This window comes from Cupriavidus sp. CP313 (assembly GCF_054072015.1).
Genome location: NZ_JBSVZB010000001.1, coordinates 50,119 through 67,091, shown reverse-complemented (window position 1 = coordinate 67,091; position 16,973 = coordinate 50,119). Strand labels below are relative to the sequence as shown.

Genomic DNA, 16,973 nt, shown 5'->3' with positions numbered 1-16,973 from the left:
TGGACGGAGACAAGGAAATGAGAAAGCACCGCCTGGTTGGCGCCATGCTGGGTATTGCGCTCGTACTATGCGGCGCAAGGAATGTGGGAGCAGCGTATCCGGAGAAGCCGATTCGGCTGATTGTGTCTTTCCCTGCTGGCAGCGGTCCGGATCGGCAGGCGCGATATGCCGCGATGAAACTGCAGGAACGGAACGGGCAGGCGGTCGTCGTCGAAAACCGGCCGGGGGGTAACGGCATCATTGCCGCACAGGCGGTGGTGCATGCGCCGCCGGATGGGTACACCGTCTTCTTCACCAGCAACTCGCCCGTGGCGACCAATGCCGCCATGTTCAATGCCTTGCCCTATGACCCCATCAAAGACCTTGCACCGGTTGCCAGGCTGACGAAGTCGGTGATGACGGTCGTGGTCCCGGGCGGGTCGCCCATTCGTACCGTGGCGGATCTGGTGGCGCGGGCAAAGGCCGCTCCCGGCAAGCTGAACTACGGTAGCGGTAGTCCGCTGTACCAGCTCGCGACGGAGAAGTTCCTCGTTGCAGCGGGGGTTTCCGCGGCGCACGTGCCATACAAGGGCGCGGTGCAGGCGCTCAGTGACCTGGCTGGCGGGCAGATCGACTTTGCATTTGCCGACTACTCCATCGTCCGGCCGCATATCCAATCCGGGAAGCTACGCATCCTGGCGGTGACAGGCGACAAGCGGCTTTCCATGGAGCCTTCGGTGCCCACCATGCAGGAAAGTGGCTATCGCGATTTCGTCTTTGTCACGTGGATGGCGGCTTATGTTCCCGCAAAGACGCCGCCGGACATCGTCAAGAAGCTCAGCGATGACCTGCTCGCTATCTATGCGCTCCCAGAGTCCGCGCGGTTCTCCAAACAGATGGACGGGGAGATCTTCCTCGCCGGACCGGCAGAACTGCGCCGCTTTCAGTTGGCCGAGATCGAGCAGGCGGAGAAGATTGTCAAGGCGGCGGGCATTCCTAAGCAGTAAGTGGACACCGGGTGTGTCTGATGGTCGGTAACAGAAGCCAAGGGGCTCAAGGAGAGGGCATGTCAGCGGATGGCGTACTGAGTGGAATCCGGGTCCTCGACTTCGGGAGATACGTTGCGGCGCCATATTGCGCGGCCCTGCTGGCCGAGTTTGGTGCCGAGGTCATTCGCATCGAGAAGCCGGGCGGTAGCGAAGACCGGTACCTGATGCCGGTGGCGCCCACAGGGGATGGTGCCCTGTTCATGCAGATGAACCGCAACAAGCTGTCCATGACGCTGGATCCCGCGACCCCGGAAGGCAGGCAGGTGGTCAGGCGCCTGGTGGCATCGGCGGATGTCGTGGTGGTGAATCTGCCGGCCTACACGCTGGAGAAGATGGGGCTGGACTACCCCTCGCTCGCCGCGATCAATCCGCGCATCATTCTCACGCATGTGTCGGCCTTTGGTTCGCAGGGGCCCCTGCGCGATCACCTCGGCTTTGATGGCGTGGCGCAGGCCATGTCGGGAGGTGTCTTTCTCAGCGGCCCGCCCGGCTCGCCGCAGAAATCGCAGATCGTCTGGGCCGATTTTGGCACCGCTCTGCACTGTGCTTATGGGACGCTGGCTGCCTTGCTTGCCAGAATGAAGACGGGGAAAGGGCAGGTCGTCGAAGCTTCGCTATTCGCGACGGCGGCGATGTTCGGCAGCGGGCTGATCGCCGAGCAGGCCCTGACCGGGATCAATCGGGCGGCGGTGGGGAACCGGAGCTTCGTGGCCGCACCGTCCGATCTGTACCGGACGCGCGATGGCTGGATCACGTGCGCCGTGGTGGGCCAGCCGCTCTTCAAGCGGTGGGCCAGGCTGACGGGAAACATCGCATGGCTGGACGACGATCGCTTTGCCAGCGATACCGCGCGTGGCGAGAACGGTCATCTGGTATCGGCGCGCATGCAGCAGTGGTGCGAGACCTTGTGTACCGAGGAAGCACTGGCTCTTCTTGCCGAGGCCAAGATTCCTGCGGGCCCGGTGTTGAGGCCGGCGGAGGTGGTCGACCATCCTCAGGCCGTTGCCACGGCCCTTTTTCAACCCGTTGCCTATCCGGGCGTCGATCGGCCCGTGCCAATCGCGCGTGCGCCCGTCTTCCTGTCGGATACCCCCGGCGGGATCCGGAATCGTCCGCCGCGCCTGGGCGAACACACGGGCCAGATTCTTTCGAGCCTTGGATACACCGAAGCGGCAATCCGGAACTTGGAAGACACCGGAATCATTTGAAACAGACCAAGACTTACAGAGGAAATCATGAGAACGGAAGCTGTCATTGTGGACGCAGTGCGCTCGCCCATGGCCCGAGGGAAGGCCGGTGGCGCGTTTGCCAACCTCCATCCCGTGGAGATGCTGGCGCAGGTGCTTCAGGGACTGGTGCGCCGGAACGATCTTGACCCGGCGCTGGTTGACGATGTGCTGATTGGCTGCGTCAGCCAGGTTGCGGAGCAATCGGCCTTGCCCGGCCGGAACGCGTGGCTGGCTGCCGGCTTTCCGGAGCATGTGCCGGCGGCGATGATCGACCGCCGCTGCGGATCGAGTCAGCAGGCGGTGCATTTCGCCGCGCAGGGGATCATGGCCGGCGCCTATGACATTGTGATCGCCGGGGGGGTCGAGTCGATGAGCCGCGTGCCGATGGGAAGCTCGCGTGGCGGTGCTGATGGGGACGGGCCATCCGTCCGGGCCCGCTATGCACCGGGCCTGGTGGGCCAGGGTATCTCGGCCGAGCTGGTGACACGGAAATGGGGGCTCAGCCGGCAGGAACTGGACGAATACTCGGCGACGTCGCATCGGCGCGCCGCCAGGGTGCGGGACAGCGGCGGGTTCGCGGCCGAGATCCTGCCGATCCATACCGACGAGGGCATCGTCACGGAGGATCAGACCATCCGAGCGGAAACGACGGTTGCAGGTCTTGCCCAGCTCAAGCCCTCCTTCCGCTCGGAAGCCTATATCGAGCGCTTTCCGGAGATCGACTGGAGCATCACACCCGGCAATTCATCGCAGATCACGGATGGCGCTTCCGCGCTCCTGATCATGAGTGAGGCAATGGCGAGAAGACTGAATCTCAAGCCGCGGGCCCGCTTTGTATCGTTCGACGTGCGCGGCGACGATCCGCTACTGATGCTGACGGCGCCGATCACGGCCACGCAGCGGGCGCTTGGGAAGGCGGGACTCGCCGCCGAAGACATCCATCACTATGAGGTCAACGAGGCCTTCGCGCCAGTGCCGCTCGCATGGCAACGCGAGTTCAATGTCGACCCGGATCGCCTCAATCCATGCGGCGGGGCGATTGCACTCGGCCATCCCCTCGGCGCATCTGGTGCCCGTCTCATGACCACGATGCTGCACGCGCTGGAGCGCGGCGGTGGCCGCTACGGGCTGCAGACCATGTGCGAGGCAGGCGGCATGGCCAATGCCACCATTATCGAGAGACTGTAAACGCGGCGTCATCCGTACGTCAGGAGAGCATAAGTCATGAAGATTCAGGGAAGTTCCTGTGTGGTGACCGGTGGTGCTTCCGGTCTTGGCCTTGCTACAGCAAAGTTCCTTGCCGGGCAGGGAGGCGCAGTGGTAATTGCGGACCTGCCTTCGTCGAATGGCGCCGCAATTGCTGCTGAACTGGGTGACGCCGTGACGTTCGTCCCGGCAGACATCACCAGTTCGTCGGATCTCGAGCGTGTCTTCGATGCGGCGCAAGCCAATGGCGAACTGCGCGCCGTGGTGCATTGTGCCGGTCGGGGAGGCGCGCTGCGCATCCTTGGCAAGGACGGGGAGCCAGGCTCGCTGGAGCAGTACGAAGCGATCGTGCGCGTCAACCTGGTCGGCAGTTTCAATGTCCTGCGCCTGGCGGCGGCCAGGATGGCGAGGAATGAGCCAGTCAACGGCGAGCGCGGCGTGCTCGTTCTTACGGCCTCGGTCGCCGCGTACGAGGGCCAGATCGGGCAGATTCCCTATGCCTCGTCCAAGGCGGGCGTGGTCGGGATGACGCTCGTGGCCGCACGCGACCTCGCCGCCAGGGCCATTCGCGTCTGCACCATTGCCCCTGGTCTCTTCGATACTCCGATGCTGGCCAGGCTGCCCGAGGATGCGCGCGCTGCACTGGCGAGTGGCGTGCCACATCCGCGTCGACTGGGTGATGCCTCGGAATTTGCCGCACTCGCCGCGCACATCATCGAGAACCCGATGCTCAATGGAGAGACCATCCGTCTCGATGGCGGACTTCGCATGCCACCGCGCTGAGTAGCACGCGTGACATTGGCCTAGACCCAGCTCAAGGATGCCAGGCGGACGGCAGAGTCTCGCTTGCTCTGCCGCCCTGCAACCACCGATCACCGGAGCGATTTCTCCATGACCAAAAGAACGCTGCTTGCCATTGCGATGCTTCTCTTGAGTGCGATTTGCGCGGCCCAAGGGTATCCGTCCAAGCCGATCACCTTCATCGTGCCCGCACCACCAGGGGGTTCCCTCGATACCTTCGCGCGCAGCCTGGCGCAAGAGATGGGCAAGCAGATGGGCCAGCCAGTCATTGTGGACAACAAGCCCGGCGGTGGTGGCGTGCTGGCCGTCCAGACCGTGACCCGCGCGGCGCCCGATGGTTATACGGTGCTGCTCACACATTCCGCCCCGATCGTCAGCGTGCCCTACCTGGTGCAAAAGGTACCCTATGATGTCAGGCGCGATCTGGCGTTCATCTCCCAGGTAGCCATTGGCAGAATCGTATTGGCCGTTAATCAGAATGTGCCGGTGAGCAATATGACGGAATTCCTTGCCTGGGCGGTCAGCAACAAGGGCAAGGCGGCCTTTGGCTCCTATGGCGTGGGAAGCTTCGGACATCTGGCCGGCACCTACTTGTGCCAATCCAGAGGGCTCGATATGGCTCATGTTCCCTATAAGGGCGAGGCGCCAATGGTGCAGGACCTGGCGGCAGGACAGATCGCCTGGGGCATTGCCAGCGTCGGCTCGATGAGGCCCCATATTGAGAGTGGAAAGGTGCGGCCGATCGCGGTATTCGGTGACCGTCGGGCCAAGAGCTTGCCAAATGTGCCAAGCATGGCTGAGCTCGGCCTGACCGATCCTGAGCTGAAGCCGCTTGGCTGGACCGGGATGCTCGTACGCGCGGGCACTCAGCCAGCGACTCTTGCGCAACTGGAAAGGGCGACGCGTGCCGCTGCCTGGTCGGTGCCGGTGAAGGCCAGCCTGGACCTGGCTGGGAGCGAGCCAGTCGGCAACACGGGCGCCGAGTTCAGGCGGGAGTTTGAAGCCATCGAGCCGACGGTCAGGCGGATGATCGAGGTGTCGGGCGCCAAAGCGGAATAAGCGCGGCCATCCCACCTGGATGGTGTTCAACGCGCAGCCCCATCCTTAGCTGATCAGTCCCAGCAGACGTGCTTTCGCGACTGCCTGAGTCCGACTATGCGTCCCGAGTTTCTGGCTGATATTTCGGACGTGGGTGCGCACCGTGCTGTCGGAGACGAACAGCTTCTCGCTCATGGCCTTGTTGGAACAGCCTTCGGCGAGCAGGCGCAGCACCTTGAGCTCGGCAGCTGACAGCGTTGGCGTCGACTCACCGCTGTCGCCGGGCGTCCGTGTCGCCCGGTCGTCCAGAAAGGGCCCGAACCCCTGCAGCAAGCGCTGCAGGAAATCCGCAAAGATGGGGTCGCGCTGAGTCGGTGGTTCGGCCTGGCTGGACCGCTCCAATCGCAAGACAATGTTGCGGGCAGGTCTGCCTTCATCCAGCACCAGGCGCATGATGCCTTCATGGCACGCCGCCTTGAGTAGCTCCCGCATCTGGGCGTTCGCCGCGGCCATATCGCCCATGCTGTCCAGTGCCAGGCTCTTCAGCACGCAGAGCTTCATGGCACGCCGCAGCCGGCGCTGGGACGTCGCCATCGAGATGGCACTCTCGATGTCCGGTAACGCCTCGCTGGCGTTGCCCGCAGCGATCTGCCAACGCAGCTGGCCTAGTTCGAGATAGTCGACATCATTGGCGGGGAGGCGCAGCGCCTGGCAGCGCTTCCAGATGTCAGGGGAATTGGCGCGCTCGAGCTCCGCCTGGGCTGCGATCAGATTGCCTTGCATGACCAGCAGGCGCGCGCGCTCCAGCTTTGCGCTGGCCACGGCACGGGCCGCATGCCGGTGATGGCCCAGGTACTCGAGCTCGCTGAGCAGTTGGAAGGCCTGGGGGACATTGCCATTGGCGACAGCAATACGCGCCAGGGTGACATGCCCCGTGATCATATGGTCGGGCAGGCCGAGTTCCTTCGTGATTGGCACATAGACGTCGAGCAAGCGCGCAGCCTGCTCCAGCTCATTGGCTTCGTACAGTGCATGGGCGTAGAAGACACCGGCCCATGCGTTGCCGGTCGTGTAACAGTAGGATGGTGCGCCCGTTGCGGCCACGGCCATGCGAAAGCGGGCCGTCGCCTGCCGCAGCCGGTTTTCCTGCATGTCGATCATGCCTTCAACTGACTCCGTGTACATCAGGCCGAATGGGTTCGGGCTGTCGGATTGCGTGATTCTGGCCTCGTCGAGGAGCTTGCGGGCTTGCTCATGTTCGCCCCTGACGGCAAAGGCGACGGCCATTGCATTTGCCAGGATGCCGTCGGCAAACGAGTTTCCTGTTGGAAACGACGATAACGCTGTCACGCCTACCTCATAAGCTGCTTCATGGCGATCCACGCTTGCCAGCAGCAGCGGGCGCAGGGCGCGAAGGTGGGTGACGACCTCGGGATTCGTCGCCTCTTTCAGTTCCGGTTGCTCCAGGTGCCGGTTCGCCTCGTGTGCGCCGCGGGTGAAATAGACGGCAAGAATATGGACCACCCGGAGAATGGGGTAGTTGCCCAGCAGGGCCGACGGTATCGCCCCGAACCAGCGGCTGAGAAGTCGCCAGCGGCCGCTGGAAAGAAAGCTGTCGGCATGTGTGGCGAGGAGATCCAGGGCACGCCCATAGTCCTGCGCGTCGATGGCATAGTCGATCGCCGGCACAGGTCGGCCTTGCTCTTCATGCCAGTGCGAAGCCGCCATCGTGAGCCGGGGAGCCTCGTCCGGCATCTCGTGCGCCAGCTGATTGCGCAGGAAGCTGGCGAACAGGCTGTGATAGCGATACGTCGGCTCCGGACCAGCGATCGAGGTGAGGAAGAGGTTGGATCTTTCCAGCCTCTCCAGCATCTGCGTGCTGTCGGTGCGTCGCAGGATGGCATCGCACAGCGCAGGGGAAAGATGCTTCAGGACGCTGGTCCGCAGCAGAAAGTTCCTGGTCGCGGCTGGCTGCCGGTTCAGGACATCCTCGCTCAGGTACTCGGCTATCTCCCGGTTCGACGCCGAGAAGCGAGTGATGAAATCGCTATGCCTGACATGGCGCTCCAATGCGACGGAAGCGAGCGATATCGCGGCGACCCAGCCTTCCGTCGTCTGGTGCAGTTGGCGCACCTCATCGTACGGTATCGACAGGTGACGTTTCTTGTTGAAGAAGTCCACGGTCTCCTCGAGCGAAAACCTGAGCCATGAAGCATCGATCTCCACCAGTTCGCCATGCATACGAAGCCGGGCCAGCCCGAGATCCGGGGTGGTTCTTGTACCGATCACGACCAGGCCGCGGCGGGGGAGTTGGCTCAGGATTTCCCTGAGCAAGCCCAGCACGGCCGGTTCGTGAAGATGCTCCAGCTCGTCCAGAAAGAGCGCGAACGGCAACGGACTTCTGCCGAGCTCGTGGATCGTCTCCAACACGGTCATGGATTGCCGCGGCTCCAGATTGTCCCGATCGTCCCGAGCATGCTGTCGGGGCGCGAGCCGGGAGACCGCCACCGCAAGATTGCCAAGAAAGCGCGAAGTATCGTTGTCAGCCGCGTCGCAGGTCAGCCAGGCGGTGGCAACGCCATTGCCTTCGAGCCTGGAACGAATCTGGGTCATGGCCGTCGTCTTGCCAAAACCGGCGGGCGCGCTGATGAGAACCACCTTGGCGGCGTGCGAGTCACAGGCCGCGTCACAGATCGTCTGACGCTGGACCTGACTTGGCAAAGCATTGGGGGGGTTCAGCTTTATCGCAACTGGCGGCGAAGATCCGTGCCGCTCTCTACTGCCGATCATCTCGTTGTCTCCTGAGCGAGGCACGGCGCGTGCTCGCAGGTGGCCGTCAACTCCGTGGAGGATGGGTCATTGCCCAGGCCTTCCTGCGATTATCAAATATTTGGCTTGCGTAGCACAACCATGTTCGAAGCGGCGCGTGCTGGTCAGGCTTGCGAGCGGCGTGTTGGCCGGTGATGTGAAAACAGGATTCGGATGGCGACGCCTCTGATCGTCAATTCTGACGATGTGCCAGCGCGAAGGATTTAGCCATACTGGCCGCACGTCACTGGTTTCCCGCCAGCATCCGGTGGGACGGCCGCGCGGACGTGCTGTGGCCACTTCTGGTCGGCTCTGTTCCGATATGGACTGCGGTCGGCGTCGAAGCCTCGTGATATCCCCGCGAGCTTGACCGCTATCGGTCACACGCAGGTACGCAGATTCACTCGAGAATAGCTATGAACCTGAACGACATCCTGCCGGGACCACCATGTGCGGTCAATCCGTTTGAAGCCCGGTCAAAGTGGTATTTCTGTCTTGTGGTCTCGCCGTTGGAGATCCGGGAATGAGCCCGGACATTCTGACCGTGGATGTACTTCCATCCCATCGTTTCAATGTCGAGGCACTGGTCGCGTACTTGCGCGGACGCCTGGATGGCGTTGATGAAAGCCTTGCCGTGTCGCAGTTCCAGGGCGGGCAGTCGAACCCCACCTACCTGCTGAAGGCGAACGGGCACAACTATGTGCTGCGCAAGAAGCCACCTGGCAAGCTGCTTCCCTCCGCACATCAGATCGAGCGCGAATACCGCGTTCTGGCGGCACTGGCCGATACCGACGTGCCCATTCCACGAGCGAGACTCCTTTGCGAGGACGCAAGCGTGATTGGTACGCCGTTCTATGTCATGGAGCATCTTCCCGGCAGGATTCTCAGTCGGGTGGACCTTGCCGGGGTGCCGACGGCAAGCCGCAAGGCCATCTATGAGGCGATGGTGGACGCGCTGGCAAGACTGCATAAGGTCGACTGGCGTGCGGCGGGTCTGGGCGACTTTGGTCGTCCTGAGGGTTATGTGGAACGCCAGATCGCGCGTTGGAGCGCGCAGTACCTGGCGAGCCAGACCGACGAGATGCCGGCAATGCATGCGCTGATGGCATGGTTGGCCACGCAAGTTCCCGTGCTGAACCGTGATGCCATTGCGCATGGGGACTTCCGGCTTGGCAACCTGATCTTTCATGCCGAACGCGCCGAGGTCGTCGGCATCCTTGACTGGGAACTGGCGACGATCGGCCATCCGCTCGCGGACCTTGCCTATTGCTGCATGCCTTATGTGCTGCCTGCAGACGTCTTTCCCAACGGTCTCCATGGCCTTGACCTGGAAGCCGCGAGCCTTCCCGGCATGGACAGCCTGGTGTCAGCCTACGTCAGGAATGCGGGGGACGCGGACCTCGAGCATTGGCCGTTCTTCGTTGCGTTCTCGCTGTTCCGCTCGGCCGCCATCGCGCAGGGTGTCTACCATCGCGCATTGCAGGGGAATGCAGTCGGCGCCGACGCATCGGAGTTCGGTCGGCGGGCACGCCAGTTCGCCGAGGTCGGGTGGCAGGTGGCCCAGCGGCGGTCGGCATGAGCTGGCATTGGCCGAGCCGCGCTGCCCATGCGGGGGGGGCGTTCGAACGGAACGCGCAACGATGGAGATGACTTGATGCACGCATCGCAATCAATAGCGTCTGGCGGCAGGCTTCCAAAACACATTGCAGAACGACTTGGCCTGCCGCTGATTGCAGCGCCAATGCTGCGCGTGTCAGGGCCCGAGATGGTGATCGCCGCTTGCCGACAGGGTGTGATCGGTGCGTTTCCGACCGCCAATGCCCGCTCGACGGATGAGCTCGACCACTGGCTTGCCGGCATGAAGCGGTCGCTTGCCACCTATGACAGCCCGCCTGCGCCGATTTGCCCGAATCTCATCATGCAGCAATCGCGGCTCAGGGACGATCTGGCGTGCCTGGTGCGGCATCGGGTGGAACTGGTCATCACCAGCGTTGGATCGCCGACGGCTGTGATACCTGCCTTGCATGGCATTGGCACGCAGGTGTGGGCGGACGTGGCCACACTGAAGCACGCGCACAAGGCCATCGAGGCGGGTGCCGACGGACTGGTGCTGCTTTCAGCCGGGGCCGGCGGGCAAACCGGCTGGCTCAATCCCTTCGCCTTTGTGCGTGCCGTGCGCAGCCTGTTTGACGGCCCCATCGTCCTTGCTGGCGGCATATCCGATGGCATTGCGCTTCGCGCCGCAGAAGTCCTGGGTTGCGACCTTGCCTATATGGGGACTCGCTTCATCGCTACGGCTGAGAGCATGGCGGCGCCAGGATACAGGCAACTGCTGGTGGACAGCACCATGGACGATGTGATCCTGACCAGGGCGTTCACAGGGTTGGATACCAGCATGCTTCGGCCGTCCATTCGCGCGGCGGGCCTGGACCCGGACCGCCTCGACGAGCAGGTTTCCCGCCCGCGCGCTGGCGAACTGTTCGGTGCCGGATCCGGTAAGGCCGGGCCGCGGCGATGGGTGGATATTTGCAGCGCCGGGCACAGCGTGTCGGGCGTACGCGCGGTCCAGTCCGTTGCAGAGCTCGTTGACCAGACCTTGACGGAGTATCGGTCAGCCCTTGGCAAGTGACGTCGGAACAAGACTATTCAAAGGAGGAGACATCAACATGGACCAGTCGATTCAAATGGCCCCAACCATTGGCACGCTGCTGCTGCGCGCTGTTTGGCAGTACGGTGATCGGACTGCTTTCAGCTGGGAGGGCGGATCGTTGAGCTATCGCGCCATGGGCGACCTGCTTGGGCGCATGCAGGCCGTCTATGCGAGCGCGGGCCTGATCCGCAGCCATCGGGTCTGCCTGCTGACCGGCAATTCAGCCTTCGGCTGGTGCGCTGGCATGGCGGCACTTTGCAGCGGAATGATCAGCACACCGCTTCATCCCCTTGGCTCCCTTGAAGACCATCTGCTGCAGATCCAGGATTTCAATGCAGACGTGCTGGTGGTGGATGTCTCAACGCACCGGGAGCGTGGCGAAGAAATTCTCGCGGCTGCTCCCGGTTTGCGCTCGGTGTTCAGTCTTGGACAGTCGGATCTCGGCAGTGATTTGCTGGCACAGGCGGAAAAGGCCGGAAGTTGCTCGCCACGCGATCTCACGCATCGAGAAGACGTTCCGTATGTCCACTATACCGGCGGATCAACCGGTCGGGCCAAGGGGGTGGTACGGGACCACGCGGCATTTACCGCGATGCTCCTGAACTGCCTGGCTGATTTTGAGATCCCGGCCGTCCCGCGCTATCTTGCCGTGGCGCCGATCACCCATGTGACGGGTACAAAGATCATGCCGACGCTCGTACGCGGTGGCACCGTCCATCTGCAGGACGGCTTCGCGCCAGATCGCGTGCTGGATGTCATCCGTCGTGAGCGCATCAACATGGCGCTGATGGTTCCTACCATGATCTACAGCCTGTTGGACAATCCCTCGCTCGACAAGGCGGATCTGTCATCGCTGGAACTGCTGCTCTATGGCGCGTCACCCATGTCTGCGGCTCGCCTGCATGAAGGTCTGGAGCGCATTGGCCCGGTCTTCGCCCAGCTGTATGGCCAGACAGAGGCTTACCCCCTGGCCTATCTTGGCCGGGCTGACCATGATCCCGCCAGCCCGGAGCGCTTTGCGTCCTGCGGCCGTCCGACGCTTGGCACCCTTCTGAAGGTGCTGGACGACCAGGATCAGGAAGTCCCCATGGGTGAAGCCGGGGAGATCTGCGTGCGAGGCATACACGTCATGCGCGAGTATCTCAACTTGCCCGAGTTGTCCGACAGTGCACTGAAGAATGGCTGGTTGCACACCGGCGACATCGGGCGATTCGATGATCGCGGCTATCTCTACATCGTTGACCGGAAGAAGGACATGGTCATATCAGGTGGATTCAATGTCTACCCGCGAGATGTCGAGGACATTATCAGCACTCACCCGGCGGTATCGATGGTGGCTGTCATTGGGGTTCCCGATCCGAAGTGGGGTGAGGCAGTTGCGGCCCTGGTGGTGCGCCGCCCTGGCGAGCAGGTCCAGGCGGAGGAGCTGGTGCAACTGGTGAAGTCGCGCAAGGGGGCCATCTATGCACCGAAGCAAATCGAATTTGTCGAGAAGCTCCCGCTTACCAGTGTCGGAAAGATAGATAAGAAAGCACTTCGAACGCGCTTCTGGGAAGGGCAAGGTCGCCAGGTATCGTGAGTCGCATCTTGGCCGCGCATGACTGGGATTGAAAGAAAACTATAGGGAGGAGACCTATGAAGGCAGCACCTGGAATGAGGCAGTACTGTTGTGCCGTTCTCGCAAGTGCGGCGGCGATTGCTGGCAGCCCTGCGAGGGCGCAGTCCACTGTTACCCTCTATGGCGTCGTGGATGCCAACATCGAGTATGTGAACCATTTCTCCAGTATCAGGCCATCTGCGGCCAACGGCTTTGCAACAGGGCCGAGCCAGAATCTGGTCCGCATGAATTCCGGCGGGCTTTCTGGTCCACGCTGGTCGGAGCGAAACCGTCTGCAAAGGCCGATGATGTGACTTGCATCGCTGGCTTGGCGCTGCGTAAGGGGGACGGGCTTCGATGTCCGCCCCATGGGCGGCGCGCTGCGGGCGACAAAGGTCGAGCAGCAACGCGACAGTTACGCCACGCAGCGCTCAAGGAGCGCCTGGCCGCTGGTTACCGGTGCAGCACAGGTGCGATGCCGGCACACGTAGGCCGCCGGCCGGCCGTTGACCGGGTGCCGCCCCTGGCCGACTGGAACGTCTTCGGCAAATGCGAGGACGCGTGCCGGGAGGTACGTGCGGTGAACGCTCTCGACAAGCGCGGCGGCAGCCGCCTTATCGCCGGCAAGAATGATCCCGAACGGTCCGCGCTGTGCGAAATCCCTGGCGGCCAGGAGGTGCACGAAGCCGGCCGGGGCCGCGGTGGCGGCAGCCCGGTATTGCTGGAATTCGTGCTCGGCAAGGTCGTGGTAGCGATCCTGGCCGGTGAGTTCATGCAAGCGCAAGAAGGCGAACACGCTGGCTGACATGCCGGACGGCCAGGCGCTGTCGTACGGCGCCCGGGGCCTGTGCACCAATGGCTCGCCATCGTGGGGCGTGAAATACAGCCCGTCTTCCCAGAACTTGTCGAGGATAAGCGCCGCGAGTTCGACTGCGCGATCGAGGTATCGCTTGTCGAAGCAGGATTCGTAGAGGTCAATCAGAGCGTTGGCCAGGAAGGCATAGTCTTCAAGGAACCCCGGCACCTTGGCTGTGCCGTCCTTCCAGGACCGGTACAAGCCGCCGTCCGGCATGGTGAGTCTGTCCTGGATAAAGTTGGCGGCACGCCTTGCGGCGGCGAGGTGTGCTCCGTTGCCTGTCGCCTGGTAAGCCGCGCAGAGTCCCTGGATCATGAGACCGTTCCAGCCGGTGAGGATGTTGTCGTCGCGGCTGGGGCGCACGCGTTGGGCACGTGCTGCAAATAGCCGCTCGCGCCAGCCTTCTAGCCGTGCCTCCTCCAGAGGAGTCAGCGTGACGGCCCGGTGGAGCACCGATCTGCCGGGTTCAAAGTTCCCGCCTTCGGTCACGCCATAGGCGCGACACGCCAGGGCGCCCTCGGATTCGCCCAGCACCGCCTTCACCTCGGCCGGTGTCCAGACATAAAAACGGCCTTCCTCGCCTTCGCTGTCGGCATCTTCGCCGGCATAGAAGCTGCCATCGGGGTGCGTCATGTCGCGCAGGATGTACGCGATGGTTCCTTCGAATACACGGCACCAGGCTTGCTTGCCGCTCAGCCGGTAGGCGTTGGCGTACAGCGCGACGAGCTGGCCGTTGTCGTAAAGCATCTTTTCGAAGTGGGGCACGGCCCAACGTTCGTCGACGCTGTAGCGGGAGAACCCACCGCCGAGCTGGTCATGGATGCCGCCGGCCGCCATGCCGTCGAGCGTGCGCTCCAGCGCTTCAAGCAAGGCGGGTTCACCGGTACGTTGATAGATGCGCAGCACGAGGTCGTAGGCGCTTGCGTTGGGAAACTTGGGCGCTCCGCCCAACCCGCCATGGGTCGGGTCCGTATTCCGTGCGAGGGCGCGGGCTGCCTGCGCGGGCAGGTCCTCGACCTCGGCGGCTGCACGGCCCAGGTCCGCTTCGTCCAGCTGCCGGAACCCCTGCTGAAACTGCTCGACGGTTTTGCTCAGCTCCTGGCGGCGATGCCTCCAGGCTTCGCTCAGGCTCAGCAGCACACGCTCGAACCCAGGGCGGCCGTAGCGATCATCCGGCGGAAAGTAGGTGCCACCGAAGAATGGTTCTCCTTGCGGCGTCAGGAACACCGTGAGCGGCCAGCCGCCGCCCTGTCCCATCATCTGGGGGACCTTCTGGTAAATGTCGTCGAGGTCGGGACGCTCCTGCCGATCGACCTTGATGCTGATGAAGCGCTCATTCATCAGGCCGGCGATCCGGGGATTCTCGAACGATTCGTGCGCCATGACATGGCACCAATGGCATGTGGCGTAGCCGACGGAAAGCAGAACCGGTTTGTCGTCGTCGCGCGCGCGGAGAAAGGCCTCTTCGCACCAGGGATACCAGTCGACTGGATTCTCTGCGTGTTGTCGGAGGTAAGGTGACGATTCTGAGGCGAGCCGGTTTCCCATCACAGTCTCCAGCCTGGTCCGGTAGGACAACTGTGCAACTGTGGCGCAGAACAAGGCCCCCTGCAAGCGAGTGATCAGCGTGGGCCCGCCACGTCGGCGCTCGGGGGTGCCGGATCAGGCATTCCGTCGTTCAATGTCCGCATAGCCTGGGCGAGCGTGTCGCTGGCTCACGCTGGCAGTGTCATTGCGTGGGGAAATCGATCTCAGCGCGCCTTGGCGATTCTTCAGCCAGCCAGCTCGCGGTGCAACGCCACGTATTCCTGCGCAAGCTTGTGGCGCGGATCCAGATGGATCATGGGAGTGGCATGCTGATGCGATTCGCGGATCTTCACCGATGCAGATAGCCGCGATTCAAGGACTGGCAGGCCCTCGCTTACCAGTTCTTCGACCAGTTTCTGCGGCAAGCTGGCTCGCGGCTGGAACTGGTTGATCACGATCCCCTCGACCTGCAGCCCGTCGTTGTGGTCCTGTTGGATTTCCTTCACGTTATCGAGCAGCGTGTAGAGGGCACGGCGCGAGAAGTCATCGCAATCGAACGGGATCAGGCAGCGCTCCACGGCGATCAGTGCGGAGCGGGTATAGAAATTCAGGGCCGGTGGCGTGTCGATGTAAATGGCGTCGTAGACTGCCTCCAGCTCGAGCAAGGCGTCGCGTAGCTTGTAGATTTTGTAGCGGGATTCGAGCTTGCCGTGGAGGGAATCCAGGTCAGGATGCGCCGGCATCACATCGAGGTTCTCGAACGGCGTCGGGTGGACAAAGGACGTAAATTCCACCGGCCTGAAGTTGTAGGTCAGGGACGTCTCGAAAAAGTTCGCCGCGGTCGGACTTGCCTCCGCGGCCTGCGCGCCAAGCAGGTACTGGGTGGAGTTACCTTGTGCATCCAGGTCAATGACCAGGGTGCGCAAGCCCTCGCTGGCGCTGATCGCCGCGAGATTGCATACAATGGTCGATTTTCCGACCCCACCCTTCTGATTGAACACGACGCGCCGCATATGCCCCTCTGGAGAGAATCGATCCGAAAGCGGCAGCATACCTTAGCGTGAGGTTCCCGGCAGCACCCCGCCCGGCTATGACAACGATATTCCAGGCCGCGATTCACCGGGTGCCAGAGTCAGCCGTCCGATTCCTGCTCGCTGTACCATTGGCGCCTTGAGGTGGTCCCGCGCTTGCACCTCATGGACCAGCCTTGTGCTGCACACTATGCGGCTCACGCCACCGAAAGCATCGACATGGTTGCCGACCTTGCCCGCTCCTGGTTGACCTTCAGCGCGCCTGTGGCCGCTGCACAGGCTGCCGGCCGCCCGCTCGTGGCGCTGGAATCGACCATCATCGCCCACGGCATGCCCTACCCGGAGAACGTTCGCACGGCGCGTGAAGTGGAGGCCTTGATCCGCGACCTGGGAGCCGAGCCTGCGACGATCGCGCTGATCGGTGGGCGAATCCGCATCGGGCTTTCGAACGACGAGCTGGAACTGCTTGGGCGCTCGGACCGGGTACACAAGGTGAGCCGCCGCGACCTGCCAGCCGTGCTGGCCGGCGGCGGGCTCGGCGCCACGACAGTGGCTGGCACGATGATATGTGCCGCGCTGGCGGGCATTGAGGTCTTCGTCACCGGCGGGATTGGCGGCGTGCACCGCGGTGCGCAGGAGACCTTTGACATCTCGGCCGACCTGCAGGAACTGGCCAAGACCTCGGTGGTGGTGGTCTGTGCCGGGGCGAAGTCCATCCTGGACATCGGACTCACGCTGGAATACCTGGAAACACATGGCGTGCCGGTGCTCAGTTGTGAGCAAGACAATGTTGCTGCGTTCTACACGCGCGACAGCGGCTTTCGTGCTGACTTCAGGCTGGACGACGCGGCGGAGCAGGCACGCTTCATCCGCACCAAGTGGGACTTGGGCCTGGCGGGCGGCGTGGTGTTGAGCACACCGGTGCCGCAAGCGGCAGCGATGACGTCCGGGGAGATCGACGCGCTGACTCAGCAGGCGCTCGCCGAGGCCAGGGCGCAGGGAATCACCGGCAAGGCCGTGACGCCTTTCCTGCTGGCTCGCATCAAGGCGCTGACGAGCGGACGCAGCCTGGCGACAAACATCGCGCTCGTTAAACACAACGCCGAGGTGGGGGCAAGGCTGGCGCTGGCATTGGCGGCCATCGGGCAGCCGATCAGGTGAGTAGGTCGGTATCCGCAGGGTGCGGGCGCGCACCTGGCAAG

At 63.1% G+C, this 16,973-nt stretch carries 13 protein-coding genes; 10 read left to right on the top strand and 3 right to left on the bottom strand.

What is annotated here, in order from left to right; genetic code table 11:
• The first annotated feature begins 17 nt into the window (after positions 1–17).
• The 5 genes from ACW4E8_RS00315 to ACW4E8_RS00295 all read left to right on the top strand — a co-directional run bounded on the left by ACW4E8_RS00315 (position 18) and on the right by ACW4E8_RS00295 (position 5,323).
• Positions 18–986, top strand: coding sequence for a Bug family tripartite tricarboxylate transporter substrate binding protein (locus ACW4E8_RS00315; protein ID WP_456802692.1), 969 nt, complete (start codon positions 18–20; stop codon positions 984–986).
• 59 nt (positions 987–1,045) lie between these two features.
• Positions 1,046–2,236 (top strand): CaiB/BaiF CoA transferase family protein, encoded by a 1,191-nt coding sequence (locus ACW4E8_RS00310; RefSeq protein WP_456802691.1) that lies wholly within the window; start codon positions 1,046–1,048, stop codon positions 2,234–2,236.
• A 27-nt stretch (positions 2,237–2,263) separates the two neighbouring features.
• On the top strand, positions 2,264–3,445 hold the full coding sequence (locus tag ACW4E8_RS00305; RefSeq protein WP_456802690.1) for a thiolase family protein: 1,182 nt from the start codon (positions 2,264–2,266) through the stop codon (positions 3,443–3,445).
• Between the two features lie 36 nt (positions 3,446–3,481).
• Positions 3,482–4,246, top strand: a complete 765-nt coding sequence (locus ACW4E8_RS00300; protein WP_456802689.1) for an SDR family NAD(P)-dependent oxidoreductase — start codon at positions 3,482–3,484, stop codon at positions 4,244–4,246.
• A 108-nt stretch (positions 4,247–4,354) separates the two neighbouring features.
• On the top strand, positions 4,355–5,323 hold the full coding sequence (locus tag ACW4E8_RS00295; protein ID WP_456802688.1) for a Bug family tripartite tricarboxylate transporter substrate binding protein: 969 nt from the start codon (positions 4,355–4,357) through the stop codon (positions 5,321–5,323).
• A gap of 45 nt (positions 5,324–5,368) precedes the next feature.
• Here the strand turns inward: ACW4E8_RS00295 and ACW4E8_RS00290 are convergent, their stop codons facing one another.
• Positions 5,369–8,092, bottom strand: coding sequence for a LuxR C-terminal-related transcriptional regulator (locus tag ACW4E8_RS00290; protein ID WP_456802687.1), 2,724 nt, complete (start codon positions 8,090–8,092; stop codon positions 5,369–5,371).
• 541 nt (positions 8,093–8,633) lie between these two features.
• On the opposite strand from ACW4E8_RS00290, the gene ACW4E8_RS00285 reads away from it, so the two are divergent.
• The 4 genes from ACW4E8_RS00285 (at position 8,634) to ACW4E8_RS00270 (ending at position 12,671) form a co-directional block, all read left to right on the top strand.
• A complete protein-coding gene (locus ACW4E8_RS00285; protein WP_456802686.1) occupies positions 8,634–9,689 on the top strand; it encodes a phosphotransferase in 1,056 nt (351 codons plus the stop codon).
• Between the two features lie 75 nt (positions 9,690–9,764).
• On the top strand, positions 9,765–10,739 hold the full coding sequence (locus tag ACW4E8_RS00280) for an NAD(P)H-dependent flavin oxidoreductase (protein ID WP_456802685.1): 975 nt from the start codon (positions 9,765–9,767) through the stop codon (positions 10,737–10,739).
• A 37-nt stretch (positions 10,740–10,776) separates the two neighbouring features.
• A complete protein-coding gene (locus tag ACW4E8_RS00275; protein ID WP_456802684.1) occupies positions 10,777–12,339 on the top strand; it encodes an AMP-binding protein in 1,563 nt (520 codons plus the stop codon).
• A gap of 56 nt (positions 12,340–12,395) precedes the next feature.
• Positions 12,396–12,671: a porin gene (locus tag ACW4E8_RS00270; RefSeq protein ID WP_456802683.1), complete on the top strand. Its 276-nt coding sequence runs from the start codon at positions 12,396–12,398 to the stop codon at positions 12,669–12,671.
• A gap of 101 nt (positions 12,672–12,772) precedes the next feature.
• On the opposite strand, the gene ACW4E8_RS00265 is transcribed toward ACW4E8_RS00270, so the two are convergent.
• Both ACW4E8_RS00265 and ACW4E8_RS00260 read right to left on the bottom strand, forming a co-directional pair.
• Positions 12,773–14,761 (bottom strand): thioredoxin domain-containing protein, encoded by a 1,989-nt coding sequence (locus ACW4E8_RS00265; RefSeq protein WP_456802682.1) that lies wholly within the window; start codon positions 14,759–14,761, stop codon positions 12,773–12,775.
• 224 nt (positions 14,762–14,985) lie between these two features.
• On the bottom strand, positions 14,986–15,753 hold the full coding sequence (locus ACW4E8_RS00260; RefSeq protein ID WP_456803015.1) for a ParA family protein: 768 nt from the start codon (positions 15,751–15,753) through the stop codon (positions 14,986–14,988).
• A gap of 237 nt (positions 15,754–15,990) precedes the next feature.
• Between ACW4E8_RS00260 and ACW4E8_RS00255 the strand changes: the two genes are divergently transcribed.
• The gene (locus ACW4E8_RS00255; RefSeq protein WP_456802681.1) at positions 15,991–16,932 is read left to right on the top strand and encodes a pseudouridine-5'-phosphate glycosidase; all 942 of its coding nucleotides are present in this window, start codon (positions 15,991–15,993) and stop codon (positions 16,930–16,932) included.
• The last annotated feature ends 41 nt before the right edge of the window (positions 16,933–16,973 follow it).